The sequence below is a fragment of the Desulfobacterales bacterium genome, assembly GCA_034520365.1.
GTDB lineage: Bacteria > Desulfobacterota > Desulfobacteria > Desulfobacterales > Desulfosalsimonadaceae > M55B175.
The window spans coordinates 702,517-725,632 of sequence record JAXHNP010000006.1 but is presented as its reverse complement, the minus strand read 5'-3'; the positions used below and the strand labels follow the sequence as shown (position 1 = coordinate 725,632).

25 protein-coding genes are annotated in these 23,116 nt (G+C 48.3%); 5 read left to right on the top strand and 20 right to left on the bottom strand.

The window, feature by feature from the left end; translation table 11 throughout:
* Window positions 1-97: 97 nt before the first annotated feature.
* The 7 genes from hslV to U5L07_11270 all read right to left on the bottom strand — a co-directional run bounded on the left by hslV (window position 98) and on the right by U5L07_11270 (window position 5,301).
* Entirely contained in the window at window positions 98-637 is a 540-nt protein-coding gene (gene hslV, locus U5L07_11300) for an ATP-dependent protease subunit HslV (protein ID MDZ7832328.1), read from the bottom strand.
* Window positions 638-906: 269 nt separating this feature from the next.
* The gene (xerA, locus tag U5L07_11295; GenBank protein MDZ7832327.1) at window positions 907-1,854 is read right to left on the bottom strand and encodes a site-specific tyrosine recombinase/integron integrase; all 948 of its coding nucleotides are present in this window, start codon (window positions 1,852-1,854) and stop codon (window positions 907-909) included.
* Entirely contained in the window at window positions 1,851-2,438 is a 588-nt protein-coding gene (locus U5L07_11290) for a haloacid dehalogenase (GenBank protein ID MDZ7832326.1), read from the bottom strand. The genes xerA and U5L07_11290 overlap by 4 nt, the downstream gene beginning before the upstream one ends.
* Window positions 2,439-2,455: 17 nt before the next feature.
* Window positions 2,456-2,785, bottom strand: a complete 330-nt coding sequence (locus U5L07_11285; GenBank protein MDZ7832325.1) for a Rho termination factor N-terminal domain-containing protein — start codon at window positions 2,783-2,785, stop codon at window positions 2,456-2,458.
* 332 nt (window positions 2,786-3,117) lie between these two features.
* Window positions 3,118-3,819, bottom strand: coding sequence for a uracil-DNA glycosylase (locus U5L07_11280; protein MDZ7832324.1), 702 nt, complete (start codon window positions 3,817-3,819; stop codon window positions 3,118-3,120).
* A gap of 132 nt (window positions 3,820-3,951) precedes the next feature.
* Window positions 3,952-4,509 carry an acyltransferase gene (locus U5L07_11275; protein MDZ7832323.1) on the bottom strand — a complete coding sequence of 186 codons (558 nt, stop codon included), beginning with the start codon at window positions 4,507-4,509 and terminating at the stop codon, window positions 3,952-3,954.
* Between the two features lie 435 nt (window positions 4,510-4,944).
* Complete coding sequence (locus U5L07_11270; GenBank protein MDZ7832322.1) at window positions 4,945-5,301, bottom strand: 50S ribosome-binding protein YggL; 357 nt, start codon at window positions 5,299-5,301, stop codon at window positions 4,945-4,947.
* A 190-nt stretch (window positions 5,302-5,491) separates the two neighbouring features.
* Between U5L07_11270 and U5L07_11265 the strand changes: the two genes are divergently transcribed.
* Complete coding sequence (locus tag U5L07_11265; protein ID MDZ7832321.1) at window positions 5,492-6,025, top strand: hypothetical protein; 534 nt, start codon at window positions 5,492-5,494, stop codon at window positions 6,023-6,025.
* Between the two features lie 483 nt (window positions 6,026-6,508).
* Here U5L07_11265 and U5L07_11260 read toward each other — a convergent pair whose 3' ends face one another.
* The 4 genes from U5L07_11260 to U5L07_11245 all read right to left on the bottom strand — a co-directional run bounded on the left by U5L07_11260 (window position 6,509) and on the right by U5L07_11245 (window position 9,801).
* The gene (locus U5L07_11260) at window positions 6,509-7,456 is read right to left on the bottom strand and encodes a Gfo/Idh/MocA family oxidoreductase (GenBank protein ID MDZ7832320.1); all 948 of its coding nucleotides are present in this window, start codon (window positions 7,454-7,456) and stop codon (window positions 6,509-6,511) included.
* Between the two features lie 310 nt (window positions 7,457-7,766).
* On the bottom strand, window positions 7,767-8,039 hold the full coding sequence (locus U5L07_11255) for a type II toxin-antitoxin system HicB family antitoxin (protein ID MDZ7832319.1): 273 nt from the start codon (window positions 8,037-8,039) through the stop codon (window positions 7,767-7,769).
* A gap of 353 nt (window positions 8,040-8,392) precedes the next feature.
* Window positions 8,393-9,574, bottom strand: coding sequence for a bifunctional phosphopantothenoylcysteine decarboxylase/phosphopantothenate--cysteine ligase CoaBC (coaBC, locus tag U5L07_11250; GenBank protein ID MDZ7832318.1), 1,182 nt, complete (start codon window positions 9,572-9,574; stop codon window positions 8,393-8,395).
* Window positions 9,571-9,801, bottom strand: a complete 231-nt coding sequence (locus U5L07_11245; GenBank protein ID MDZ7832317.1) for a nucleotidyltransferase domain-containing protein — start codon at window positions 9,799-9,801, stop codon at window positions 9,571-9,573. The genes coaBC and U5L07_11245 overlap by 4 nt, the downstream gene beginning before the upstream one ends.
* A 318-nt stretch (window positions 9,802-10,119) precedes the next feature.
* Between U5L07_11245 and U5L07_11240 the strand changes: the two genes are divergently transcribed.
* The 3 genes from U5L07_11240 to U5L07_11230 all read left to right on the top strand — a co-directional run bounded on the left by U5L07_11240 (window position 10,120) and on the right by U5L07_11230 (window position 13,040).
* On the top strand, window positions 10,120-10,368 hold the full coding sequence (locus U5L07_11240) for a CopG family transcriptional regulator (GenBank protein ID MDZ7832316.1): 249 nt from the start codon (window positions 10,120-10,122) through the stop codon (window positions 10,366-10,368).
* Window positions 10,362-10,733, top strand: a complete 372-nt coding sequence (locus U5L07_11235) for a type II toxin-antitoxin system PemK/MazF family toxin (GenBank protein ID MDZ7832315.1) — start codon at window positions 10,362-10,364, stop codon at window positions 10,731-10,733. Before U5L07_11240 ends, U5L07_11235 begins: the two co-directional genes overlap by 7 nt.
* 387 nt (window positions 10,734-11,120) lie before the next feature.
* Window positions 11,121-13,040, top strand: a complete 1,920-nt coding sequence (locus U5L07_11230) for a PQQ-binding-like beta-propeller repeat protein (protein ID MDZ7832314.1) — start codon at window positions 11,121-11,123, stop codon at window positions 13,038-13,040.
* 282 nt (window positions 13,041-13,322) lie between these two features.
* Here U5L07_11230 and U5L07_11225 read toward each other — a convergent pair whose 3' ends face one another.
* Window positions 13,323-14,264 carry a glycosyltransferase family 2 protein gene (locus U5L07_11225; GenBank protein ID MDZ7832313.1) on the bottom strand — a complete coding sequence of 314 codons (942 nt, stop codon included), beginning with the start codon at window positions 14,262-14,264 and terminating at the stop codon, window positions 13,323-13,325.
* Between the two features lie 319 nt (window positions 14,265-14,583).
* Entirely contained in the window at window positions 14,584-16,197 is a 1,614-nt protein-coding gene (locus U5L07_11220; GenBank protein MDZ7832312.1) for an ankyrin repeat domain-containing protein, read from the bottom strand.
* Between U5L07_11220 and U5L07_11215 the strand changes: the two genes are divergently transcribed.
* Window positions 16,196-17,191 carry a transposase gene (locus U5L07_11215; GenBank protein ID MDZ7832311.1) on the top strand — a complete coding sequence of 332 codons (996 nt, stop codon included), beginning with the start codon at window positions 16,196-16,198 and terminating at the stop codon, window positions 17,189-17,191. The two genes, U5L07_11220 and U5L07_11215, sit on opposite strands and share 2 nt — an antisense overlap.
* On the opposite strand, the gene U5L07_11210 is transcribed toward U5L07_11215, so the two are convergent.
* The 7 genes from U5L07_11210 to U5L07_11180 form a co-directional block, all read right to left on the bottom strand.
* Window positions 17,174-18,355 carry an ATP-binding protein gene (locus U5L07_11210; GenBank protein MDZ7832310.1) on the bottom strand — a complete coding sequence of 394 codons (1,182 nt, stop codon included), beginning with the start codon at window positions 18,353-18,355 and terminating at the stop codon, window positions 17,174-17,176. The genes U5L07_11215 and U5L07_11210 overlap by 18 nt on opposite strands.
* A gap of 380 nt (window positions 18,356-18,735) precedes the next feature.
* Window positions 18,736-19,122 carry a HEPN domain-containing protein gene (locus tag U5L07_11205; protein ID MDZ7832309.1) on the bottom strand — a complete coding sequence of 129 codons (387 nt, stop codon included), beginning with the start codon at window positions 19,120-19,122 and terminating at the stop codon, window positions 18,736-18,738.
* On the bottom strand, window positions 19,119-19,433 hold the full coding sequence (locus U5L07_11200) for a nucleotidyltransferase domain-containing protein (protein MDZ7832308.1): 315 nt from the start codon (window positions 19,431-19,433) through the stop codon (window positions 19,119-19,121). Before U5L07_11200 ends, U5L07_11205 begins: the two co-directional genes overlap by 4 nt.
* Before the next feature lie 497 nt (window positions 19,434-19,930).
* A complete protein-coding gene (locus U5L07_11195) occupies window positions 19,931-20,257 on the bottom strand; it encodes a nucleotidyltransferase domain-containing protein (GenBank protein ID MDZ7832307.1) in 327 nt (108 codons plus the stop codon).
* Between the two features lie 377 nt (window positions 20,258-20,634).
* Window positions 20,635-20,895, bottom strand: coding sequence for a BrnA antitoxin family protein (locus tag U5L07_11190; protein ID MDZ7832306.1), 261 nt, complete (start codon window positions 20,893-20,895; stop codon window positions 20,635-20,637).
* Window positions 20,892-21,194, bottom strand: a complete 303-nt coding sequence (locus tag U5L07_11185) for a BrnT family toxin (GenBank protein ID MDZ7832305.1) — start codon at window positions 21,192-21,194, stop codon at window positions 20,892-20,894. Before U5L07_11185 ends, U5L07_11190 begins: the two co-directional genes overlap by 4 nt.
* 316 nt (window positions 21,195-21,510) lie before the next feature.
* On the bottom strand, window positions 21,511-22,872 hold the full coding sequence (locus U5L07_11180) for an ATP-binding protein (GenBank protein ID MDZ7832304.1): 1,362 nt from the start codon (window positions 22,870-22,872) through the stop codon (window positions 21,511-21,513).
* Window positions 22,873-23,116: the final 244 nt, after the last annotated feature.

The following is a 23,116-nucleotide window of genomic DNA, read 5'->3' as shown; positions in this document are numbered from 1 at the left end:
TAAAAAAACACTTCAAGTCAATTGTCTTTCCGCCTGCGCTCCACCAATCATACCGAATGATCAGATCAGCCCCCTTGGAAATCCTTTTGGGATTTCCTCAAAGCTCCTCAACCGTCACTGCCGCATTGGTATAAATGCACACATCACCCGCAATTTTCATGGCCGCTTCCACAATATCCCGGGCAGTGGCGTTTTCCATATTCCCGTACTTCATCAGAGCCACCGCAGCGGAATGGGCGGCCACGCCGCCCGAGCCGATGGCGATCACCCCTTCATCCGGCTCGATGACATCGCCGGTGCCGGAGATTAAAAGCATCTGCTCCGCATCCACGGCAATCATCATGGCCTCAAGCCTCCGCAGATACTTATCCGTCCGCCAGTCGCGTGCCAGCTCCACAGCCGCCCGGATCAGGTTGCCGTTATACCGCTCCAGCTTGCCCTCGAGTTTCTCAGACAGCGTCAGGGCATCCGCCGTGGCGCCGGCAAAACCCACGACAATCCGGTCATTGTAGATGCGCCGGACTTTTTTGGCATGGTGTTTAACGACCGACGTATCCAGTGTCACCTGGCCGTCCCCGGCCACCGCAACATTGCCGTTATGCCGAACCGCGAGTATGGTTGTACTTTTTATTGGCATATCACATCCAGATTTCTATAAATTCCAAATTACAAACCCCAAATATCAAACAAATTTCAAATTCCAAGCACCAATTTTCAAACAAAACCAATTAAGCGGACTTTTGCCATTGGCATGTTTGTTTTGTGATTTGGTGCTTAACTCTGTTTAGCCATTGTTTGTAATTTGTAATTTGTAATTTGGTGCTTGTTTGTAATTTGTTATTTGTGATTTGAGATTTCAATATGGTTTAGCCCCTCCACCCCTTAGTGCCTCAGTGCCTTCTCCCCTCACTTCCTCGGATGCGCGCTATCATAGGCCGCCATCAGGCGGTCAATGCTAACGTGCGTATATTTCTGGGTGGTGGACAGCTGCTGATGGCCCAGAAGCTCCTGCACCATCCTTAGATCCAGGCCCGCATCCAGCATGTGCGTAGCAAATGAATGCCGCAGATCATGCGGCGCCACCGGCACGGAAAGCCCCGCCTCAAGGGCTGCCTTGCTTAATATCCGCGCAACGGAGCGTGTGGTCAGCCGCCCCATATTCTTATTTAAAAACAATGGGCCCTGATTTGCGTTTGTCAATTTTTTCTGGCGGCAAAGCGCCTCCCGATAGTCCTGAATGGCCGCCAATGCCGGCTGCCCTATGGGCACCAGCCGCTCTTTATTGCCTTTTCCCAGCACCCGGATCGATTTTCCGGAAAAATCCACATCCGCCACATCCAGACCCACAAGCTCGGACACCCGGATGCCGGCTGAATACATGGTTTCCAGAAGCGCGCGGTTTCGTTTGCCGGAAAGGGTCTTTGTATCAATGGAATCAAGCAGCCGAAACACTTGATCCACGGTCAGATATGCGGGGACCGGTTTATCCTGCTTTGGCGTTAAAACCGATTCCGCGGGATTTTTCGTAATCACCCCGTGCTTTTCCAGAAATTTGAAAAACGTGCGGATCGAGGAAATTTTACGCGCAATCGAGGTCTTCTGTATCTTTTGTTTGTGCAGATGGCCCAGATAGCCGCGGATCACCAGGCTGCTCACGGCATCAAGATCCGCTGCGTCCGTCTCCCGGCTGTCACCCTCAATGGTCATCGGCAGAGCCCGGTTGTTCATGAAATACTGCAGGAAATCTTCAAGGTCCCGGGAATACGCCCGGCAGGTATTGGCCGCATAGCCTTTCTCAAGGGAAAGAAAGTCAATGAACTGCTCGACCAGAAGATTTAATGCGTGATCTTTCATTCCAAAGCGATCAATGCTTCAATATCCTGCCAGTTTTCAACCTCATAAAACGGATGCGGCTTGCGGTTCCATGGCTGCTTGTACACAATCGGGGCAATACCCGCTTCCTGAATTAAAAAACAGGTTTCCAGCCGATCCTCCACAAAATACTTAACCCCCCGCTGCTGAAGCACCTCTTGCTTGTCCTCAAAGGAGCCGGTGGCAATCACCTCAATATCGCCCGAGCCCACCGGCAGCACCTCAAGCAGCCATTCGGTAATATGCCCGCCGTCCGGGCGCGCCGTCACAAAAAGCGTGGGCCGGTGGTGCCGGTTTAATTTCTCGATCACCGCCGGCGCCCCGGCCATGGGATTTAACGGCAGGGTGTATGTCCCCTCAACAATTTTAACCAAAATCTCCATGGATACCATTTCATCCAGGCTCCCGATCGCCCGGAAATCATAATCAATGATATCCTCATAGCGGATATCGTTGATACCGAAGTCATGGTAGGCGATATCCAGGAAAAGGCGCATGGTATCGGCAAACACGCCGTCAATATCAAAGGCCAGCTCCGACGGGGGGAGCTTAAACGAATTTTTCATAAACTATGCGCCCGGGATTAGGCCACCTGCCGGGTTTTTTTCTTCAGCCGGCTGATCCGGCGCCGATAGATATCCGCCCATTTTTTATCATCTGACTCAAGGCTCTCGGCCCGTTTTTTCTTCAGATCCCGGATTTTCTCCTTTAACTGGCGGACCGAAACCTTTGCGTCCTTCTTTTTGGCGGAATCCTCGACCCCCCTGACCTTCTTGATGGCCTTTACCAGCTCGGTCTTGTTCATGCCGCTGGCCCCGGTAATCTCCGGCATATCAATCGCGATCGCCCGAAGTTCCGTAGCGGTCATTTTCTCAAGGGGTTTCTCCTTTACCTGTTTTTCTTTGTTGCCCATTTCTTACGTCCCCTCCTTATAAATGATGGTATTGATTAATCTAATGTGAATGGCAAAGTAAAAAGGTCAAGATCAAGGCGCCGCGAGTCTCGAGGAATGAAGCGTACAAAGAAGTACGCTGAATGACGAGAGATGAAGCGCAACGCAGATATTGGGCTTTTTACGAAGCCATTAAAAAATACAAAGCGGAGGCCAGCAACCCCCGCTCAATAACTGAATAATTTAACTTTATATTTTTAATACAGGGTTTTTTGTTTTGTCAATGACTTTTCAATTATTCAAGCATTTGCCAGGGAATTGCGCCTGCCGTAAAAGATGTCTATAAGCGCCATCTAAAGTTCTTTAATTTTCTTTAGCACCTGCTTGATATTATCCCATGTTTCTCGCTTGGCCGAAGGATCGGCAAGCAGATGTTCCGGCGAAAAAGTGGGCATCACCGGGATATCATGATAATAATGGAATCTGCCGCGAAGCTTCTCCCATGCGGACTCCTCTTCAAGCAGCGCATAGGCGGCAGCTTCGCCCAGCGCAAAAATCACATTCGGCTTTACTACATGGATTTCCCGCCTGGCAAAGCCGCAGCAAGTTTTAATCTCCCCGGTTTTCGGCTGATAGTTCTGCGGCGGCCGGCACTTTAGCGCATGCGTGATATAGACATCTGCACGGGTTAAATCCATTGCCTGAATAATCCGCCCAAGCAGCTCACCGGCTTTTCCGCTGTAGGGCTTGCCGGATGATTCGTCCTCCGGCTCTGGCCAGCCGCCGACAAACATCACCCGCACGCCCGGGCTGCCAGCGCCCATAACCCCGGGAGGCCCGTGATCAGCCAGGCGGCATTTGCGGCACTTAGTTAATTCATTCTCAATATCAGCCAGGGATTCATTTACCGGCAGCGGGGGGTGCCCCCAGGATTTAATCATCTCCAGTGCCGGCTCCGAGCAGTCAGCGCCCTTGAACCCAAGATTTGAAATAAACTCCAGGTAATTTTGAAGCTTTGATGTAATGGAATGCATGTCTTCAGATGATTTATTCATGCTTTGAGTCGCTTCTGTACTTAAATTGAGGTGTAAATAACCGGCGGACATAGGCTTCAATGTCATTAACTTAAGCTCTCCACTTGTCTCTCTCACCCCTCTCCCAATTTTGGGGGAGGGATTGGGTGGGGGTTAAGAAACCGCCAACCCGCCATCCGCCTCCTGATATTGAACCTCACAAAATTTACAAAACAAATCCGCCGGCAGCTTCTCCCCGCATTGGCACACCCAGCCGATCTGCCGGGCCGGATTGCCGGCGATCAAAGCATAATCCGGGACATCCCGGGTCACCACAGCCCCTGCCCCCACAAATGAATAGGCGCCAATCGTATGGCCGCAGACAATGGTGCAGTTGGCGCCCAATGTGGCCCCGGTTTTAACAAGCGTCTCCCGGATTTCATCCATCCGCCGCAAATGGGACCTGGGATTAAAGACATTGGTAAAAACCATCGACGGCCCGCAGAAAACGCCATCCTCCAGGGTTACCCCTTTATACACCGACACATTGTTCTGAATTTTGCACCGGCTGCCGATGCTCACATCCGGGCCGAGCACCACATTCTGGCCGATATTGCACTCCTCGCCGATCCGGCTGCCGGACAGGATATGGCAGAAATGCCAGATCCGGGTGTCGGCCCCGATTCTTACATCATCATCCACATAACTGGATTCATGCACAAAATAAGTCATTCGTCAATTCCGAGGGATGCAGCGCAACAAAGATATTGAACTTATTCTAAGTAACTTTGAGTTCACGGTTCACAGTTCACGGTTTAAGGTTTAAAAAGTCTCGGTGCCTTTGGCTTTGGAAAAAGGCTTTTAGACAAAAGGTGTTTTCCTTTAAGTTCCCCTTTGGCAATAAAAAAGATGCTTTCCTTTAAGTCCCCCTTTCGTAAAGGGGGATTTAGGGGGATTTTTCATCATGGCACGTTATAAATCCCCCCAATCCAACCTTTTTCAAAGGGGGGCTAAGGTAGTGTGCCCTTTTTCAAGGGGGGTGCGGCACAGCTCACGGTTTACAGTTTGAAAAACGCGCATCAGTACCTTAGTGCCTCAGTGCCTTAGTGCCTTAGTGCCTTAGTGCCTCAGATCCTCAGTACCTTATTGCCTCAGTACCTCAGTGCCTTACTTCAAATCCTGCTGTTCTTCCCCCTCCTCTATATCCCGGAAATCCCCATGCCAAATATCAAACTCTTCGCCGATCATCCAATCCTGTACATCAATTCGAGCCTCAAGCCATGCAACAATCTTTTCCAATTTGGCGTCAGGACTGTCTGAGCGGCGTCCCAACTCAACTACCACACTCAGTCTATCATCCTTTCCGCCTCCGCCGCAGCAGCATCCATTAGCGTCAATTGCCTCTTCAAGGAAAGCGTCAAGGAATTCATCGAATCCATCTTTATGATTCCGATTAATCACTAACTGCCGCCCCCATTCGGTAAACTCACCAAAATGCTTTTTCTTACGGAGTCGCTTTTTCATCTTTATCCATCCTTCACACCTTGCATGGCTGCATAACCGGCATCTTTGGTGCCTATGGCTTGACAAGCTCTCCTGCAGCATATATACAAAAGAGTATGCCAATGACCGAGGCCAAAGTAAATTAAAAACCATATGTTAACCTATATTTCAACAAGACCCCCAACTCAAACTCTTTTCGAGGAAAAGCATTATGCCTGATGAAAAGAATAACTTATACGTCTTTGAAGCAATCGAGTTGCGGAATGAATATGACCGGCACATTAAAACGCTTGAGCATGTTCTTGGTGAAAAGGAGGCTCAACGCGACCGGCTTTTTTCTAAAACCAGAGAAGAAGTCAAAGAAGCCGCCGCAGAATTTGATCCCGATGCTATTGAGGAAAAACTTAAAAAACTTCAGACAAAACGGGTAAAACTAAATCAGGCAATCCAGATCTCGAATTTTGAATCCCAGATTGATTACCAGGGCGAAAAAGTCAGTCTGGCCGAGGCGCTGGAACTGCGCAAAAACCTGCTTGATGATTTAAGCGCACTCAAACAGCGAGTTGCAGAGTCCGCCTTCAAACAAATAATACACAAAGAAGAACGGGATATTGTGCATGAGCCCCGGCATTCTTTCAAAAAAAATTATGATCTGTATCAGAATAAACTAAATGTGCTGCGAAAGCTTATTACAAGTATTCATCGGGCAAATCATATGAATACAGTCAAATACAAAGATGAGTGATACGGTGAATTTGTTCTGGCGAACAACCCCATAACCATGGGGTCTCTCGCATGTAAGGTCGGCACGGTGGCCGACCCTACAAAATGTCGGCATTGTCGCGTAGGGCGGGCCACCGTGCCCGCCTGAAAAATAGATAGAACAAATTTACCGTGAAGATGAGTGATACAGAATTGAGTAAAAAGGATTTCGTGGAATAATTTTGACTGCGCATCAAATAAAATTAGAAAAATATGAGCTGAGAGACAGGGAGGCAAGAGCGAAGCTTCCGTGAGGAAGGATAGCCCGAAACCCAGTGGCGCAACCTGGGGGTGGTTATGCTGTTTATCCACCAAAATCAAGTGCAGCCTACGGCGATGGAACCGTCACCTCCCGTTACAACTGATAATTGACACTTAAAGCCTTACAAACTGACATATGACAATTGACAAGACGGCCTCGCGTCTCTCAATTACGACCAAAAAATTTAGTCAAACTCACTTAAACCTAAATCCCCAACCGTTTCAAAAACGGATGATACTCGCCTTTTAGCCCCACCGGCGCGGCATTGCGGATCGTATAGACAGTCTCAATACTGGGCCGCGCTTCACTCGCACCGAACCCCTCGCCGTCCAGAATATGCTGGTAGCTGGCCGTATGAAGATCCGTGAACCCGCCGCTGAACTCGAGCTCCTCGCTGTTTACCGTAATCGAGCGGAACGTGCGCTGCCCTTTTTCCGAAACCTCGGCCGGGAGTGTTTTCGCATCCACGCTCAAAAACCAACGCACCCGGGCGTTTTCAAGCTCAAGACAGCCGGCCGCCTTGTCCGCTTCCAGGATATTAACCGTATTGTTCTGGACCGGCCCGAAAATCCAGATCAGCATATCAAAGAAATGAATCCCGATATTTGTCGCAATCCCGCCGGATTTATGCACATCCCCCTTCCAGGAGATAAAATACCAGCGGCCCCGGCTGGTGATATAGGAAAGATCCACATCATATTTGGTGTCCTTGCCAGCCCTGGCCACCTTTTCCTTTAACTCTATGATCGCCGGATGAAGCCGCAGCTGCAGGATATTGTAGATATGCTTGCCGCTCTCCTGCTCCATCTCCTCCAAACCGTCGATGTTCCAGGGATTTAACACCAAGGGCTTTTCGCAGATGGCATGGGCATCGCTTCGCAGGGCAAACCGGATCTGGGCATCATGCAGGTAATTGGGTGAGCATATGGACACATAATCGATCTTTTCGCCCTTTCGCCGCAGTTTGTCCACATGCCGGTCCAGCCGCTCAAACTCAACAAAAAACGCGCTTTCCGGAAAATAGCTGTCAATTACGCCCACGCTGTCATTGGGGTCTAATGCCGCAACCAGTTCATTTCCCGTATCCTTAATCGCCTTCATGTGGCGCGGCGCGACAAAACCGGCCGCCCCGAGCAAAGCAAATTTATACATGCCAATCCTTATAAAACTGATGGATGAAATATTAAATGCTCCTTATCATTAAACTCAAATGTCACGCCAAGAAACAATCCTCGGTCTTAAATTTGAGCCAAAATGTCAAAATATTCTTCGCGGCTCATGCCAACGATCCGCATATTATTTTTAATTACGAATGCTGGAACCTCTTTATACATGGGAATTACCACTGGTCGAATAGCACCCGGATAATGAAATACCAGATGATCTCCACGTGTCCTGGAATATGTACAGCCAACTTTTTCAAATACCTTTACAAGAGTTTGATAATGGATCGGCTTGATCTTCATGAAACAGCTATTTCGATTGGTGTAAATCCAACTAATTCTTTTCGCATGCCATAAACTTCACTTTCGGTCTCTTCCAAGCCACATTCTTCAAGAAACTCCTTAAAAGTCCCCATACTGCGTGTTTCTTCGATATTGATGAGTATGGCTTCTTTTAAATTTTTTTTTGCCTCTTCTACGTCTTCGCCGCAGGAAGCGATATCCAACTCAGGGCAATAGGAAACATACATATTCCCTTCTCTCCAAATTTCTTCGGTAATTCGGAATTTCATTTAATGCTCCTCAAACAATCTTTTTAAAGACTCATCCGCCTGCTGCAAACGATATAGAGCCAAATCCATTTTCTACAGAACGCAATTCAAAAAGGCGCGCAAACGCCCTCCCCACTGGCATTTCGAGCGGCAGCGAGAAATCTTAAAACAAGATTCCTCGTCACTGTCGTTCCTCGGAATGACGTATCCGAAAGATTTTGGAATAATTATAAATATCTTTAAATTTTTCCTTACACCTTAAACCCCACACCCTACACCCTACACCTTAAACCCTACACCCTACCCCTTACTTACACCCTAGCCCCCTACCCCTCAACCCTCTTTCAAGCCGCATTCTTACGATTAAAGCGAAATCAAAGACTAAGAACCCGATCCAGCAGCGCGTGCGCCGCCTCATCCTTGTCCAACATGGGTAGGTCTTCTACGTGGCCGTCCTTGAAAAAAAGCTTCATCTTGTTGGTATCCGCCTCAAATCCCGAGTCCGGTGCGCCGATCAGGTTGCCCACAATCATATCCAGGTTTTTGCGCTTAAGCTTATCCAAAGCATTCTTCTCAAGATCCTCGGTTTCAGCGGCAAAGCCTACAAGTACTTGATTTTTCTTTCTTTTGCCGAGCGTTTCCAGAATATCCTCGGTTTTGGCCATCTTCACCACAAGCTCATCCGCCTGTTTTTTCATTTTCTGGCCGGCCACCTCAACCGGCCGGTAATCCGACACCGCAGCCACCTTGATGACCGCATCCGCCGCATCCATTTCAGCAAAAACCGCTTCGGCCATTTCTGACGCCGTATCAACGCGCACAACCTTTACCCCATAGGGATCAGGCAGGCTCGTGGGCCCGGCCACCAGCACCACCTCCGCGCCCCTGGCTGCCGCCGCCCGGGCCACGGCATAGCCCATCTTGCCGGAGGACGGATTGCTCACAAACCGCACCGGATCCATCGGCTCCCGCGTCGGCCCGGCGGTTACCACGACGCGCTTCCCATTGAAATCCTTTGGCAACAGGCAGTTATTGACACTCTCCGCAATCTGCTCCGGATCCGGCAGCCGGCCCGCGCCCACCGCGCCGCAGGCCAGCTCCCCGGCGCCAGGCGCCACAACGATATAGCCGTCATTCTGCAATATCTTTAAATTGCGCTGCACCGCCGCACTCTCATACATGTTGGTATTCATGGACGGGCAGACGAGCTTTGGCGCCGTGACCGCCATCATGAAGGTGCTTAAGGCATCGTCGGCTATCCCGTTGGCCAGCTTTCCGATGATATCCGCGGTGGCCGGAGCGATCACCACCGCATCCGCGGTTTCCGCCCAGGAAATATGGCGCATATGCGGGTCCGACTGCTCGCCGAACATCTCGACAAACACCGAATGCCCGGAAATCGCCTCAAACGTCATCCGCCCCAAAAACCACTCGGCATTCCGGGTCATAATCACCCGCACGTCCGCGCCGGCCTTCTGCAGCAATCGCAGCACCTCAACACTCTTATATGCCGCAATCCCGCCGGCAACACCCAGCACTATCTCTTTTCCCTTCATAAAGCATCCATCCCCAAGTGCCTAAAAACCTGCTTAATAAATTCATTCAAATCCTCATAGTCAGAAAATCGCTCTGCCAGTTCATGATAAAAAAGTATGCCGATATCCGCATCGCTTTCCGGCTTTTGGGTATCAGCCGCATAAGAGCCGAACAGATACGCGGCAGCCACTTCCGGCCGGCTTCGGAAATATTCATCTATCTTTTTAATTAGCGCGTCGTGGCTCATTGTTAAATCAACTTCCTTCGCATATCTGCGGCAAACTCAAACATCCGCTTACTTCCTTTTCCCTCTGCGAGAAGGCCAAAATGAGGGGGAAAAAGCTCAAATTAACGACATCAGGCAATACCGGCACGACCTTCCGGAATTATCATACCAGCCGGGGCGCTGTTCCGCAATTTAATATTCAAGGTTTGATACCCGGCCTTGACAAAATTCATACTTACGGTTATACTTTAATGCATACAATACCACGATCACGATCAAGGCGCTGAAAAAAATCAGCGTATTTTAACACATTGAGTATCATAAGGAAGGGCAATTGAAATGCCAAATATTAAGACGGCCATATCAATTGAAAAACCTGTTTTTGAGCAGATGGATATGCTTGCAAAAAATTTAAAAATATCGAGAAGCCGGTTGTATTCAATGGCTGCCAGGGAATTTATCCAGCGCCACAAAAACGCCGAGCTTTTAGAACGCATAAACAATGCCTATGACGACCTTCCGGAATCTGAACCGATCGTTTCGGAAATGCGTCCAAAACATTATAAAATCGTAAAAGATCAATGGTAATTTGCCAGGGGGACATATTCTGGGTCGAGCTTAGCCCCCCAAACGGTTCTGAACCGGGATATCGGCATCCCCATGTCGTCATTCAAAACGACCTTTTCAACCAAAGCAGAATCAATACTGTCGTGGTTTGCGCTTTGACATCCAATCTAAAAAGGGCCGATGCGCCCGGCAATGTGCTTTTAAAAAAAGGCGAAGCCAATTTACCGAAAAAAAGCGTGGTCAATATTTCTCAGCTTTTTACCGTAAACAAAGGCGACCTGCATGAAAAAATCGGGGGCTTATCAAAAAATCGCTTTCTTGAAATTTTACAGGGTATAAAACTTCTTGTGGAACCGAAGGGCGAGGAAGCGCCACGTGAAACGTGATATAATTCGGAACTTCGATGGACCGTGGACCCTAAACCTTTTTATTCACAATTCAAGGTTTGACACCCGCCCCCCCCCCTAAAAACTTGACAAAAAGACCATCCAATGACATAACAAATCAGAATTGCAGAAAAAGCGTTTTCAGCGGTTATGTGTTCCCCCACACGGTAAATTTGTTCTATTTTTCAGGCAGGCACGGTGGCCTGCCCTACAGAAGGGTCTGCCGCCGCGCCTGCCCTGCTGTAGGGTCGGCCACCGTGCCGACCGCCCATGTGAAGGGTCTGCCGCCGCGCCTGCCCTATTGTAGGGTCGGCCACCGTGCCGACCAATCGTGCGAAACGTGGGGTTTACCGCGTTAAAAAAATTTTACCATCACAAGGCTTTGATATGATTATTTCTCTTAAAATCCAGCCGCCGTCGCGCCCCCTGCTGATAACCGTTTTCTTTCTGGCAATACTCAGCTTCACCGCCGCCCCGGTGCTCGCCTCCAGAACCATCCAGGTATCGCCTGATCCCGGATCCGGTGTAGCCCCCCTGGAAGTTAAACTCACGGTTCGCGTGGACCGCTCAACCAGCACGCCTGAAGAATATGTCATCGACTTTGGCGACGGCAGCGAAGAAGAAAGAGTTGAAACCAACGAATACAGCCATACCTTCACCCATACTTACGGCCCTGGGTTTTTCAGGCCCACCGCCACGGTGTTGAAAAAAGAGATCGGCACAACCACAGAATCCGATCCGGCCAGCATTATCGTGGCCAAATGGAAATTTCAAACCGGCGATGAAATAGATTCCTCGCCCGCGATCGGGCCGGAAGGCACGATTTATGTGGGCTCGGATGACGGAAATCTTTATGCCGTTGACCCGGAGACCGGCGAGGAAATCTGGCGGTTTAAAACCGGCGATAAAATCCAGTCCTCTCCGGCGGTCGGTCCCAACAGGACAATCTATGTCGGCTCCCTGGACAACCGCTTTTATGCCATCAAGCCGAACGGGGATCTAAAATGGTCCTTTAACATTGGAGATTATATTTTCTCTTCCCCGGCCATCGGACCTGACGGCCGCGTCATCTATATCGGCGCAAGCGACGGCAGCCTGTATGCATTCAATGCCAGCGGCACCCTTAAATGGAAATTCGATGCCGGCGGAAAAATCGTCTCAACCCCGTCCATCGGCCACGACGGGCTTGAACATGTCGTTTACTTCGGCTCCACAAACCGCCATGTTTATGCCTTGGCGGCAGACAATGGCGATTTGAAATGGGCGTTTCCCACAGACGCCGAAGTGTATGCCTCCCCTGCAATCGGCAAAAACGGCCGCATATATGTGGGCGAATGCCGGATAGAAGATGCCGAGGAATACAATTTTAAATTCTACTGCCTTAATCCGGACGGCACCAAAAACTGGTCATTCACTGACGGGACAGGATTTTATTCATCAGCCGCCATCGGACCGGACGGCATCATTTATGTAGGCACGTGGGATGGGGTATTTATGGCATTTAATCCAAATGGAGGCATAAATTGGTCAGTAAGACCCGGGCCGCCCTATGCGGATATCAACTCCTCCCCGGCAGTCGGCTCCAATGGTGTTATCTACGTGGGCAGCAAAAAGGAGATTTTTCTCGCTTTAGATCCGGAGCAGGATGAGGACGAGGATGCAAAAAACTGGGTGTTTCGCACCGGTGATGACATTGTTTACTCCTCACCGGTGATTGATGCGGACGGCACGATATATTTCGGCTCGCGGGACAAATGCCTGTACGCGGTCAATCCCGGCGGCATGGCGCCGGCGGCCAGCGATTGGCCCATGTTTCAGAGAAATGCGGCCAGAACCGGGCTTGCCGGTGACATCTCAATTCCGGCGATTATCTCAACCGAGCCCATGAACCAAAGCACCGACGTTAAACGGGACCTCAAACAGGTCAAAGTCAATTTTTCCCCGGACATTGATACCGATCAGGTGCAGATTGATGAATTTCAGCTTAAAACAGGCACAGGAAAAGATGCTGAAATTGTGGACGGATTTTCATTTTTGGATTTTACCCGGTACAACAATGTGGGATTCCGGCCCACGGCGATTTTTGAACGAATCGATGATGAAACCCCACTGCCCTACAATAAAGTTTATACCGCATCCATCGCCTATTATACAAAGAATCCGGATGACACAGCTGAGGAAGAGAACCAGCAGAAAACCTATACCTTTGCCTTCAGGACGGAACAGGAACCCGAAGAAGAGCTCGACAGCGATCCCAGCTCTGACTTCAGCTGCTTTATTAAAGCCTTAGTGGAGGGCAATCACTAAAGGATTTTAAAGGCCGCGTAATTGAAATAAATTCCAAATCCCAAGCACCAAATATCAAACACCCCCCTTCAGCCGAGCTTGTCCTTGTTTGAAATTTTGGTCATTGAAATTTGTTATTTGTTTGTAATTTGGGATTTGTAATTTGGTGCTTAATCCCTTGGTCCTTGTTTGTAATTTGTATTTTGTAATTTGGGATTTTTTATTTACGAACCGTGAACTGTGAACTGTGAACCCTGAACTGTGAACTTTTTCTTTTTAATTCACAATTCAAGGTTTGACACCCTACTCATCCATCTCCATGCGCCGTATCCGCAAAAGTATCTCTTCAATCAGTTTGCGGTTAAATGAAATCACATCCCCCAGAAGCCCGACGATAATCACCTGAAAGCCGACCAGAAACAGAATGGCCGCAAGAATCAGGGACTGAATATGCCCGCCGCCCTCACCGGCCAGGTAATAAATCAAAAACCGCACGGATGGAATCAGCGCGCCAATAATACAGATCATGCCGATAATAAAAAAGGTCCGCAGCGGCTTGAACATGGTATACATCCGGACCATGGTGGAAATCTGCTGGGCAATAAAGCGGGGGATGCTTTTCATCAGCCGGGAGTCCCGGGTTTTGGGATTGGTGCCCACCGGTACACTGGCAATGCGCAGCTTCTTGTTGCCCGCCTGGATAATGGTCTCCACCGTATAGGAATAGGCGGAGACCACGTTTATCTGCATGGCCGCATCCCTTGAAAACGCCCGGAACCCGCTGACCGCATCCGGCACCGTGGTTCCGGAAAGCAGCCGCACCACCATGCTGCCGATTTTCTGAAGCTTTTTTTTGACAAATCCGAAATGCTCAATACTGTCTGTCTTGCGGTCGCCCACCACAATATCGGCCTCACCCCTTAACACCGGCTGCACCAGCCTGGCGATACCCGCCCCCTGGTACTGATTGTCGCCATCCGTATTAACGATGATATCCGCCCCCAGCGTCAGGCAGGCATTCAGACCATTCGTAAAAGTCATGGCCAATCCCTTGTTGCCGCAGTTCTGAACGATGTGGTCAACCCCCAGCTCCCTGGCAACCGTCACGGTCCGGTCCGTGCTGCCGTCATCGATAATCAGAATCTCTACCGAATCAATCCCCTCGATATTGCGCGGGATATCCCTCACCGTCTGCGGCAGCGTCTTTTCCTCATTAAAACAGGGAATCTGGACGATTAGTTTCATTTGCTCTCACCGCTCTTAATCATTTGCTGATTGCTTCATATAAAGCGATTTATGCGAACACCAAAGTGTTTTTGCAGAAAGCAGCTTTCAGCCGCCATGGCAAAACCGGCCACACTGTCATTTCGAGCGACAGCGAGAAATCTTTTCCACACTGTCATTTCGAGCGACAGCGAGAAATCTTTTCTCTAAAAGATCCCTCGTCGCTGCCGCTCCTCGGGATGACAGCCCCCACGCCCCCTTTAACAACTCTACACCCTGAACCCTAAACTGTGAACCGCGAACCGTGAACTGTGAACTGTGAACTGTGAACCCTGACCTTTCATCTCCGAAATATCTCCAAAATCTCGGAATACCCATACTCCCTGGCGATACTCCTCGGCGAATTGCTGTGCGAATTTTCAATATCCGGATCCGCCCCGTTTTTGACCAGCAGCTCCGCAATCTTCGGATTATTCCGATGCGCCACCTTCAACAACGCGGTCTCGCCGAATGAATTAGCGGCATTCACCGCCGCCCCCGCATCAAGCAAAAGCTTAACCATTTCAAAATCTTCATTGGCAGCGGCATAGATCAGCGGGGTCCATCCCTCATAATTGGCTTTGTTCACATCCGCCCCGTGCCGGATCAAAAACTTCGCATATTGAAAATTTTCATTCTCACATGCGTACATCAAGGCGGTCTGCTCATTTTCATCCCGGGCCGCCACATCCGCCCCTTTTTTAATAAACAATACCATGAGTTCGGCGTGGATTATTCCCGCATTCTCGCAGGCTGAATTTAGCCGGGCGGCTACATCCGGGGCCAGTTGAATGGATTTTTTCTCAAACTCCGCAGCCACACAGTCTTTCTGCTTGCAGAGCTTCATCAGAACAGTCTCGCCTCTTCTATCCGATGTATTTACAGGCAGCCCGGCTTCCAGCAGCAGCGTGGCCGTCTCGAGGTAATCCTTGCGCAGCCCGGCAATCACGGATTGAAAGGTTTCCTCTGAAACAACAAGGGTAAGGGGGCTGTTCGCAAGCGCGTGGTGGAACTCTTTTATATCGGTGTCACTGCTGTAGCCCGGCCGGATGCCCTCCAATGCCTGCAGGATGTCATACAGGTTATACCGCTGCCCGGCGCCATCCTCATCTGCATCTGCCTGATATTGAGCGAAATCTCCGTCGACCGAATCGGCAACACGCTTGTACAGGTTTTCGACAATCGTAAAGTAATTTGAACCGGCAGCAACCAAAAGCGCATCCGCCCCATTATCATTTTTTGCGGAAACCGGCGCCCCCGCATCGAGCAGCAATTGAACCAATTCAGGGCTCGCTTTTTTTGCCGCCGCATGCAGCGGGGTGTTGCCGTCGGGATTTTTTGCATCCAACTCGGCCCCGTTTTCGATAAGGAGTTCGGCAGCGGCTTTATTGGCCCGCTCAACCGCCAGAAATAATGGGGGGACTTCCTTTTTCCCGCTGACATTAACCGGCGCCCCCTTTTCCACCAGGGCCTCAATCACATTGATATCGCCCTGATCCAAAGCAAAGTGAAGGGCGGTAAACCCCCGCTGGTTTTTGAGCGACACATCCGCATCCTGCGCAATCAAATAGCGAACAATCGATTCATGGCCACTCGAAGCCGCCGCCATCAGCGCCGTCATGCCGGAGCGATTCGACAAATCAACATCCGCCCCGTTTTCCACCAAAAGCTCTACAACCTCCGGATGCCCGTTTGAAGCAGCCTCCAGCAGGGCGAACCGCTGCTCCTTATCCACCCTGTTCACATCAACGCTTTTCTCCAACGCCGCTTGCGCCTCTGCGGCATCGCCCTCACCTGCCGCGATTATCAACCCATTGCCCTGCAGCGCCGCACACCCCGACAACGCCACCACCACCACCAGCAAAACAAGGGTGACAAGGGTGTCAAACCTTGAATTGTGAATTATCCTTGACATGGTTAAGTCCTATCTCTATATGCATATTATGGGAAGAGCATGGCGAATTGAATATCCGGGCGCAATCTATCATTTGCTGTCCCGGGGCAATGCCGGACAGGAAATCTTCATGTCTGAAAAAGACCGGCATTTGTTTTCAAATACGGTTGCCGAATTTGCGGAACGTTTCGAAATCGATATTCTTGCCTATGTGTTTATGCCCAACCATTACCACCTTATGGCCAGAACCCGTCACGCCAACCTGAAAACTGCCATGCAATGGCTCGGCACCACCTACACCCGGCGATTTAATAATCGCAATAGCAAACAGGGCCACCTTTTTCAAGGCCGTTATAAAAGTATTCTGGTCGAAGACGAATCCTATTTCATCGGACTGTCCTGCTACATTCACCGCAATCCCTTAAGAGCCGGCCTTGTCAACCGGCTTATCGACTATCCATGGAGCAGCTATCCGGTATATGCTTACGGAAAAAAGGGGCCGGACTGGCTGCGCACGGAAAAGATCCTTTCCGCTTTCGACAGCAGCGACCCGCACGCCGGATACCGGCTTAAAGTCCAGGATTATGCCAACGAGGAAAAGCAGCTGATGGAGGATCTTCGCCACGGATTTATTTTAGGGTCTGAGCAGTTTGCGGAAAATATCCGAAACCGGTTTCTGCCGGAAACACCGGAAATTGAAATCCCTCAGCAGAAAAAACTGGCAAAGGATATGAACAGCGGGGATCAGATTGAAAAAGCCGCCGCGACCCTTGGCCTGGATATGGAAAAATGCGTTCAAGCCGGACGGCTGCGGGGTGAGGACAAACAGAAACGGGATTTATTGCTTTACTTGATGTGGAACACCGGGCTGATGACCAATGCGGAACTCGGAAACCGGTTTGCCATGACCTACTCTGCTGTAAGCCACAATGTAGCATCAATCAAAAAACAGATTAACCAAAGCGAGCAGCTTCAATCATGGCTGGCACAGCTTAATTCACAATTCAAGGTTTGACACCCTCAAAACCTCCCCCACCGCCTCCCAATTAAATACCTTGACGCCCTTATGCTCCATTTTTTCGGAGCCACCGTAAATAAGCGCAGGCGCAATCGATTGATTACCGGCTAACGCCATCCATTTTTCAAGCCCGGAAAAAAAATCCCGATTAAGAGTCTGACCCGCCTTAATTTCAATCGGCATCAGTTTGCCGCCATAATCGGCGATGACGTCAATCTCGTTGCCGTTGCTGTCCCGCCAGAAATAAAAACCCACATTTTCCATCCGGTTAAATCGGATTTTCATCAATTCGGAGACGATAAACGTTTCAAATATACTGCCGCGCAATGGGTGGGTGGCAAGCTGTTGCGCCTCCTGAATGCCCAAAAGCCAACACAGCAACCCGGTGTCATAAAAATATAGTTTTGGCGATTTGACCAACCGCTTACGAAAATTGGCATGATGGGGGCGCAACTGAAACAGGATATAACTGGCCTCCAGCACCGAAATCCATGATTTCGCCGTGTTATGGGTAATACCGCAATCCGCCGCCAATGATGAAAGATTCAAAATTTGCCCGCTCCGTCCCGCACACAACCTCAGAAACCGCTGAAATGCGTCCAGGTCCTGGACATTAAGGAGCTGCCGGACATCGCGTTCTACATAAGCTGTAACATAAGCCGGCAGCCAGAAACGTGGTGATAACGGCCGATCATACAACGGTGGATATCCACCGGTAAAAAGCATATGGTCAAGCTCGGCCGGCCGAATTCCCGCCGCCTCTAATTCCCCGACCGAAAAAGGAAGCAGCTCAATAAATGCAGTCCGCCCTGCCAATGACTGCGTAATCCCGGCCATCAAGCCGAACTGTTGGGAACCTGTAATTAAAAAAAGACCCGTTCGTCCGTCTTTGTCAACATGGGTCTGCAAATAGGAAAGCATTTCAGGGACCCGCTGAACCTCATCTAACACCGCGCCATCAGGCATGCGGCTTAGAAAAGCCCTGGGATCTTCAACAACCAATTGCCGGATATCGGGATCTTCAAGCGAGAAATAAGGTTTGTGGGGAAATACGGCGCGTGCCAGCGTCGTTTTTCCCGCTTGCCTGGGCCCGGTGATTGTAACGATCGGAAAGCCGTGCAACTGCGCGTGGATGATTTTCTCGGAATCACGGGGAATCATAACGAAAAACTAAAAGCATTTATGTAAAAAGTCAATCTTTTTTACAATATACATAAAAAATCTCATCCTTTTCTTTCTGCCCTGGCCTTTTATTTCTTCTATCTTCATCAATTTTTACTTCTGCTGCCTTATTCCCCGGACCGAGGCGGTGGAGATTTAATTATTGTTTGTGATTTGGTGCTTCTGATTTGAGTCCTTGTTTGTAATTTGTGATTTGCAATTTGGTGCTTAATTCTCTTGGTGCTTCGACTGAACCCTGAACTGTGAACTGTGAACTGTGAACCGTGAACTCTGAACTGTAAACCCTGAACCCTAAACTTTTCTTCTTTAATTCACAATTCAAGGTTTGACACCGCCCCACCGCCCGGCCCCACTCCGCATCAAATCATCCTTTTTACCGCATCCACAAATTCTGCTGCTGCATCAACAGCCTGCCTGGCATCTGCCATGGGCACATGAAGGGTAACCCCATAATCCCCAACACCTTGCAACTCAAAAAGCCAGTTCAAATTCCTGCCATGATGCTTTTCCAATCTGCCCGGCTTGATAAAGTTTTTATGAATTGTGGCGATGACGCCACTATGCTTGCGAAACGTCAGTTTTTCTTTTAATAAAAGCCCTGTTGCCGCATAAAATGCAGCATAATATGCTCTTGAAGCCGCAAAATCAGAATACCCACCTGATAATAATTGTTTTGCCGCTTCAACAGCTCGGTCTGCCCTTTCAATATTTGCTCGGATTTCTTCGGTGTATTTTTCCGAACTCAAGCCGCGACACCTTCCTGCTTTGCATTGCGATAAAGTTGCGAACTTCCCGCCTCAAATTCCTCCAATGAAACCGGTTTGGCTGATATGAGATTTTCGGATTCAAGTTGAAACGGATAAAGCAGATCTACTATCGTCCGCAATTCAGTAAAATAATCGAAAGCACCCGATAAAATCACAAGCAAATCAATATCGCTTGTATTTTCCGCATCGCCACGAGCAGCCGAACCATATAAAAACAGGCCATAAAATCGTTTGCCGTAGTGGTCTTTCAAAACTTTCTTGCATTCCGCTATAATGTTTTGTTTATTCATTTCTTCACCGATTACATTAAATCCATATTGTATTTAAAACTTTATACCGAATACCGGCCCACTCATCAAACGAAACCGTGAACTGTGAACTGTGAACCGTGAACCCTGAACTTTTCTCTTTTTTAATTCACAATTCAAGGTTTGACACCCTTCACACCCTACCCCTGTCATCCCGAGGAGCGCCAGCTACGAGGGATCTTTCATGGATCTTTCATGTAACAAGATTTCTCGCCCCCGCTCGATAAATAACAGAAACGCCCTATATGGAATTGTTTGAAATTTTGGTCATTGAGATTTGATTGTTGTTTGTGATTTGGTGCTTCTGATTTGGGTTATTGTTTGTAATTTGTAATTTGCTATTTGGTGCTTTTTTCTTTTTGGTGCTTCAGCCGAACCCTGAACCCTGAACTGTGAACCCTGAACTGTGAACTGTGCACCCTGATCAGCTTGTTCCAGTCGATATCGAATCAAAGCTTGGAAATGGTTATCCTCGCTGCTCATGCCGCTATCTCGATTCCTTCGCGCTCAATGTTTCGAGCAAGACAGCTAACAGACAAGGGCCCATAGTGAAATTCACTTTCACTTACCACAACAACTGAAATTACGATTTCTTTTTCAAGGCTCAGTTCCCAGGCTGCATTCTGTATCCGTCTTTTTAAAGAAGCGCTTTTCTCAGGCACTTCTATCAAAAAATCGAGATCGGATCCAGGCACTGCCTCTCCCCTGACTTGCGAACCATAGGCATAAATACGCACAACTTTAACCTCAGGCCTTAACTTCGCAATTAACTCCTCAGCTATTCTTTTTATTTCTTCTATCTTCATCAATTTTTCCTTCTGCTGCTTTAATCCTCAGACGGATTTGATTAAATCTCAAATCCCAACCACCAAATGACAAACAAATCCCAAATTCCAAGCACCAATTTTCAAAACAAAACCCCTTCGGCGGCCGCCCTTGTTGTTTGAAATTTTGGTCATTGAGATTTGGTGCTTGTTTGAAATTTGTGTTTTGTAATTTGGTGCTTAATTATTTTTGGTGCTTGTTTGTAATTTGTAATTTGAGATTTGGTGCTTTTTTCTTTTTGGTGCTTCGACTGAACCCTGAACCCCGATCCCCTGAACCCTGAACCCTGAACTCTGAACCGCGAACTTTTCTTTTTTAATTCACAATTCAAGGTTTGACACCCTTCATGCTGCTAAAATTACTGATGCAGTTCAGCGTCAATTCGCTCAGATATAAAAATTTTAAGCAGCGACTGGTAGGGTACGTCTCGTTTATTTGCAATCACTTTAAGCTCTTCAATCATGGACTCAGGGAGACGGATGGAAATTGATCGGGTCGAAGGCTTAAGCTTAGGCATAACGACATTTTCTGCATCTGACCAGTCAATATATTCTGAAGAATCATGTTTTTGCCAGAAAAGACGCTCTTCGGCCTCACTTTTAAATTTTGGTATTTTCATTTGAGATACCTTTCAATTTCCGCATCTGTCATATCACGTGCGGAAATTATTCGTATTTTGTCGTTACGAACAGTAAAAACGGCAAAAAGCAGGCGATTTACATTCGTACGACCAAGCACATAATATCGATTTTCATTTTTGGAATGCTCTTTGTTCTGTTTTATTATTAAAGGTCTATTAAAAAATATTTGTTCACATTCTCCGTTTGAAACATCATGTTGATCCCAATTCTTGGTAAGATTGCCCTGATCCCATTCAAAACCGGTACAACTTTCCAATATTTTTTTTGGTTTAACCATAAATTGTGTATACTATGATTATATACATAAAGTCAACGTGATTTTTAAATGGCGGTTTGGTTATTGTTTGTGATTTGGCGCTTTTGATTTGGTGCTTGTTTGAAATTTGTGTTTTGTTATTTGGTGCTTAATTGTTTTTGGTGCTTGTTTGTAATTTGTAATTTGTTATTTGGTGCTTTTTTCTTTTTGGTGCTTCGACTGAACCCTGATCCCCGAACTGTGAACTGTGAACCGTGAACCCTGAACTCTGAACTGTGAACCCTGAACTCTGAACTGTGAACCCTGAACCCTGAACTTTTCTTCTTTAATTCACAATTCAAGGTTTGACACCCTTCACATAATACCCCCCACTTTTAGGCGCCCCGCGAAACTCTATTTTCCCCTGATCCCTGAGCGTTTTCAAAAGGCGCTCAAGAGTTCTTCTTGTAACACCCAATTGATCCTGTATCTGCCTGGTATTGTTACCTGGGTTGTTATATATAAAGTTCAACACTTCCGTTACTCCGCCACTTACTCCGCCACTTACTCCGCCATTTACTCCGCCACTTCCGGAACCATCAATAGGATACAAAGTAACCTTGAAACAGTCAGCCAACCCTTCAAACAATGGCTCACGCGCCCCAGCCCTTTTCATTGTCTGCCGAACCCGCTTAATACCCGACCCATACTTTTCAATAATTCCGGCCTCCTTAAAAATCGAAGCAATTTGTTTATTTCTCGGATTGGAGGCAATTTTTCCGGAGATAATATCTTCCATGCGAATGCCCGGGGGAAGGCCGCCCGGGTTAAAAAACTCGATCCTGTCCCCGAATATCTTGATTGTTGAATCCGCACTGGCCCGGTAATCACGATGAACTATCATATTGATGACAATTTCCCTCACGGCTTCAAGCGGATATTCCCAAACCTCATCCCTCTGGGCTTTGCCGGATATAACCATTCTTTTGCTGATGTGTTTACGCACAAAATTCATGGCTGCATCGACTTCCGAAAAAAGGTCGTCCCGAATGGTTTCACTGTCTCTGATAATAACTTCAGAATCGAAGCGCCCGGCATCAATGGTGGTTGTCAATGACGGTTTCTTGCAGAAAAGCAGAAAACAACCAAACGTGATTGTATTTTCCCGAATGAGTTCAAACTTCTTTAAGACCGTCAGGGGATCATCTGAGATAGGATAATCTCTGAAGTGATTGCACATATCAATGAAATGATTCACCTTGTCGAGCGAAATGTCGCCAATACTATGGCCGATATCCGGCGCAAAATCCCAGCTGAGATTCATCGTTTTTAAGTGCTCGTTGGCGATTTCATTGAGATCCATCAAATGATTGGAATTATGAACCCGCTTATAGTATTTTCCTTTAAAACTTATGGGCTTGATGGGGTAGGAAATAACCGAAAGCGCAACGATTGTCTTGTTTTGATGGGAGATAATTTCTGTATCCGGAATAATGGAAGGGCTGGTCGAATTTTTTATTTGGTTTATCCATTGCTGAACGCTTTCCTGCCCGGCCTGAACGCCCGCAATCTTTCCTTTATCCCCAACACCGATAAGAACAGTGCCTCCGTTTGAATTTGCAAAGGCGGATAAGGTTTCAATCACCTCTTTGCCAAAGGCGGTTTTAAACTCAAGCCGTTCGGATTCACCCTTCTTTATTAGGGATAAAGTACTTGTCATCACACCTATTCACCATTCACCATAGCTTTTTTCGCCAACAACCCAAATCATGAAATATTATCAATAAGATATTAATTTTCGGGGTGCGGAACGGGTTCTGCGTGCCCCCGCCCCTTTACCCTGTCATCCCGAGGAGCGCAAGCCCCTACCCCCTGTCATCCCGAGGAGCGCCAGCGACGAGGGATCTTTCATGTAAAAATTTCTCGTTCCCGCTCGATAATAACAACTGCGCTTATTTCAGGCC